Below are 3,552 nucleotides of genomic sequence, written 5' to 3'. Positions count from 1 at the left end.
TCGGGCCGCCGGGCGGCGGCGGCGGCGGGCCGCCTGCGGGCGGCGTCGGCGGGGTGGGAGGTGGTGCGTCGGACATGATGCGTGCTCCTCTGTGGTCGCGCCCGGACAGGGGACGTTCCCTCATGCTGGCATACGCCGACGCGCCGGTCGAGGGATGCCCGACCGGCGCGTCGAAGGCCCGCCCCGCGACCTACTTGATGAGGCGGATGGCGAACGGGTAGCGGTAGTGGTTGCCGTCCTTCGCGGTCATGAAGGCGATGATCGAGAAGATCACGCCGAGGATCCACGGGATGTAGGTGAGGAAGCCGAAGAGGGCGCCGAACCCGAAGGTGACGACGGTGATGATCGTCGTCAGCACCCAGAGCGCCACGGTGGCGAGCACCAGCGTGATCTGGAAGTTCAGCGCCTCCTTGCCCTCGGTGTTCGTGAACGAACCGCGGTCCTTGAAGACGAGCCAGATGATGAGGGACGGGAGGATGCCGAGGATGCCGCCGAGGTGGGCGAACGAGCCCCACTGGACGTCCTGCTCGTGCGAGAGCGGCGCGGCGGGAGTCGGCTGCGGTGCGGCGTTCGGATCCTGCGGCGGGAGGTTGGAGTCGGTCATGTCGGGAGCCTTTCGATGTGGGGAAGCGCACGCGCCGCGGCCGGGGAGGCCACGCGGGGTACGGGATGATGCACACGCTATCGGCGCGGCGGACCGCCCGGCAACGGTGTGCACCCTGAATCTCGCGATATGATTAGCAGTCACGTGGGCGGAGTGCCAAGCACGCGTCGTCCGGGTCCGATCGGTCGAGGGAAGCGAGGGTCATGGTCTCCGAACGCAGTCTCGCGGTCCTCCGCGCGATCGTGCAGGACTACGTCGAGTCGCGCGAGCCGGTCGGCTCGAAGACGATCGTCGAACGCCACCAGTTCGGGGTGTCCGCGGCGACCATCCGCAACGACATGGCCCTCCTCGAGGAGGAGGAGCTCATCGCGGCGCCGCACACGTCGTCCGGGCGCATCCCCACCGACAAGGGCTACCGGGTGTTCGTCGACCAGCTGACCGACATCCGCCCGCTCTCGGCCACGCAGCGGCACGCCATCGAGACCTTCCTCGGCGAGTCGAACGACCTCGACGAACTGCTCGGCCGCACGGTCCGCCTCGTCTCGCAACTGACCCGCCAGCTCGCCGTCGTGCAGTACCCGAGCTTCGCCCGCGCCCGCGTGCGGCACGTGGAGCTCGTCTCGCTCGCGCCGACGCGCGTGCTCTGCATCCTCATCTCCGACAGCGGCCAGGTCGAGCAGCGCCTCGCCGAGCTCGACCAGCCCGCCGACGAGTCCACGCTCGCCCGGCTGCGCGACCGGCTCAACGAGGTGGCGGCCGGTCTCACCATGGCGGATGCCGCGACGGCGCTGTCCGCGGAGACCGAGCACGCCGACCGCGCCCACGCCGAGGTGCTCCACACCCTCGCCGCGACGCTCGCGGACCAGGCGAAGATCACCCGCGCCGACCGGCTCGTGGTCGCCGGCGCGGCGAACCTCGTGCGCACCGAGCAGGACTTCGCGGGGAACATCCTCGGCGTCATGGAGGCGATCGAGGAACAGGTCGTCATCCTCCGGCTCTTCGGCGAGATGGCCGCCGACGAGGGCATCGCCGTGCGCATCGGCCGCGAGAACGCCGCGTTCGGGCTCGGCGACACCTCCGTGGTGTCGACCTCGTTCGCCGTCCCCGGGCGCGACGTGTCGCGTCTCGGCATCGTCGGGCCCACCCGCATGGACTACTCCCAGGGCATGGCCGCCGTCCGCGCGGTCGCCCGTTACCTCTCCCGCACGCTCGGCGAGAACTGAACCGCACGGGGCCGCCCAGCGGCATCCGTCACCGGCAATCGAAAGGAACCCGCCTCACGTGGCCGACCACTACGAGGTCCTCGGCGTCGCACGCGACGCCTCCTCGGACGAGATCAAGAAGGCGTACCGCCGGCTCGCGCGCGAGCTCCACCCCGACGTGAACCCCGGCGCCGAGGCGTCCGAGCGGTTCAAGGAGGTCACGCACGCCTACGACGTGCTCTCCGACCCCAAGCAGCGCCAGCAGTACGACCTCGGCGGCCAGGGCGGGTTCGGCGCCGGCGGTGCCGGCTTCGGCGGCTTCGGCGACATCTTCGAGACGTTCTTCGGCGCGGGGCAGGCCAGCCGCGGACCGCGGTCGCGCCGCGAGCGCGGCCAGGACGCGCTGATCCGCCTCGAGGTCGGACTCGACGACGTGATCTTCGGCACGCACCGCGACCTGGAGGTCGACACGGCCGTGGTCTGCGAGACCTGCCACGGCTCGTGCTGCAAGCCGGGCACCTCGCCCGTGACGTGCGACATCTGCGGCGGCAGCGGCCACATCCAGCGGGCGGTCCGGTCGCTGCTCGGCAACGTGATGACCTCGAGCCCGTGCGGCTCGTGCCGGGGCTACGGCACCATCATCGCGACGCCGTGCGTCACCTGCCAGGGCCAGGGCCGCGTGCGCGCCCGCCGCACGGTCCCCGTCGACGTGCCCGCCGGGGTCGACACGGGCGTCCGACTGCAGATGCCGGGCTCCGGCGAGGCCGGCCCGGCCGGCGGCCCGAACGGCGACCTCTACCTCGAGATCAAGGTCAGGAACCACGAGGTGTTCAGCCGGAACGGCGACGACCTGCTCTGCACCCTCGAGGTGCAGATGACCGATGCCGTGCTCGGAACCTCGACGAAGGTCGCCGCGCTCGACGGCGACGTCGACCTCGAGCTGAAGCCCGGCGTGCAGTCGGGCGAGATCCTCACCGTCAAGGACCGCGGGATCACGCACCTCCGCGGAAGCGGACGCGGCGACCTGAAGGTCGCGGTGCACGTCGTCACGCCGACCAAGCTCAGCCACAGGGAGCGCGAGCTCGTCGAGCAGCTGGCGAAGCAGCGCAAGGCGCAGCCGCCGCAGCTCGGCCACTTCCAGCAGGGGCTCTTCGCGCGCCTGCGCGACCGGTTCCTGGGCTGACGGCGGGGCGGATGCCGCGATGAGCCACCTCTACCTCGACGAGACGCTCGACCTCGCCGCGGTGCGGCCCGGCGATGCGGTCGAACTCCACGGCGACGAGGCCCGCCACGCGGTGACGGTGTCGCGGCTGCGCGTCGGCGAGCAGGTCTCGATCGGCGACGGGCGAGGCCGCGTCGTGCACGGCCCGGTGACCTCCGCGGAGCCGCGCCGGCTCGCGATCGAGGTGGAGACGGTGGCCGACGAGCCGGCGGCCTCGCCCCGGCTGACGCTCGTTCAGGCCCTCGCGAAGGGCGACCGCGACGAACTCGCCGTGCAGGCCGCGACCGAGCTCGGCGTCGACCGCATCGTGCCGTGGTCCGCGACCCGCTCGGTCTCCCGCTGGGAGGGCCCGAAGGCCGAGAAGGGACGCGCCCGCTGGGCGAGCATCGTGCGCGAGGCCGTGAAGCAGTCGCTCCGCGCCCGCATCCCGGCGGTCGAGCCGGTCGCGTCGACGCGCGAACTGCCCGGGCGGCTCGAGGGCGCGCGGATGCTGCTGCTCGTCCCCGGCGCGGAGACGCCGCTCA

General features: G+C 72.1%; 4 protein-coding genes. 3 read left to right on the top strand and 1 reads right to left on the bottom strand.

The features are described from left to right. Positions 1-190: 190 nt before the first annotated feature. Positions 191-604 carry a DUF4870 domain-containing protein gene (locus tag ESO86_RS13670; RefSeq protein ID WP_129235505.1) on the bottom strand — a complete coding sequence of 138 codons (414 nt, stop codon included), beginning with the start codon at positions 602-604 and terminating at the stop codon, positions 191-193. Between the two features lie 203 nt (positions 605-807). Between ESO86_RS13670 and hrcA the strand changes: the two genes are divergently transcribed. The 3 genes from hrcA to ESO86_RS13655 all read left to right on the top strand — a co-directional run. Next, on the top strand, positions 808-1,827 hold the full coding sequence (gene hrcA / locus ESO86_RS13665; RefSeq protein WP_129235504.1) for a heat-inducible transcriptional repressor HrcA: 1,020 nt from the start codon (positions 808-810) through the stop codon (positions 1,825-1,827). A gap of 58 nt (positions 1,828-1,885) precedes the next feature. Beyond that, positions 1,886-2,989 (top strand): molecular chaperone DnaJ, encoded by a 1,104-nt coding sequence (dnaJ, locus tag ESO86_RS13660; RefSeq protein WP_129235503.1) that lies wholly within the window; start codon positions 1,886-1,888, stop codon positions 2,987-2,989. 19 nt (positions 2,990-3,008) lie between these two features. Next, on the top strand, positions 3,009-3,552 hold a 544-nt coding region (locus ESO86_RS13655; RefSeq protein ID WP_165307839.1), incomplete at its 3' end, for an RsmE family RNA methyltransferase.

Origin of the sequence: Agromyces binzhouensis, assembly GCF_004135055.1 — a bacterium.
GTDB lineage: Bacteria > Actinomycetota > Actinomycetes > Actinomycetales > Microbacteriaceae > Agromyces > Agromyces binzhouensis.
Note: the sequence above shows the minus strand (reverse complement) of the source record. Positions and strands in the feature narration are given on the sequence as shown.

Excerpts from the sequence above, each read along its gene's own strand:
- ESO86_RS13670 (WP_129235505.1), bottom strand. The coding sequence starts at position 604 with ATGACCGACTCCAACCTCCCGCCGCAGGATCCGAACGCCGCACCGCAG.
- hrcA (WP_129235504.1), top strand. The coding sequence starts at position 808 with ATGGTCTCCGAACGCAGTCTCGCGGTCCTCCGCGCGATCGTGCAGGAC.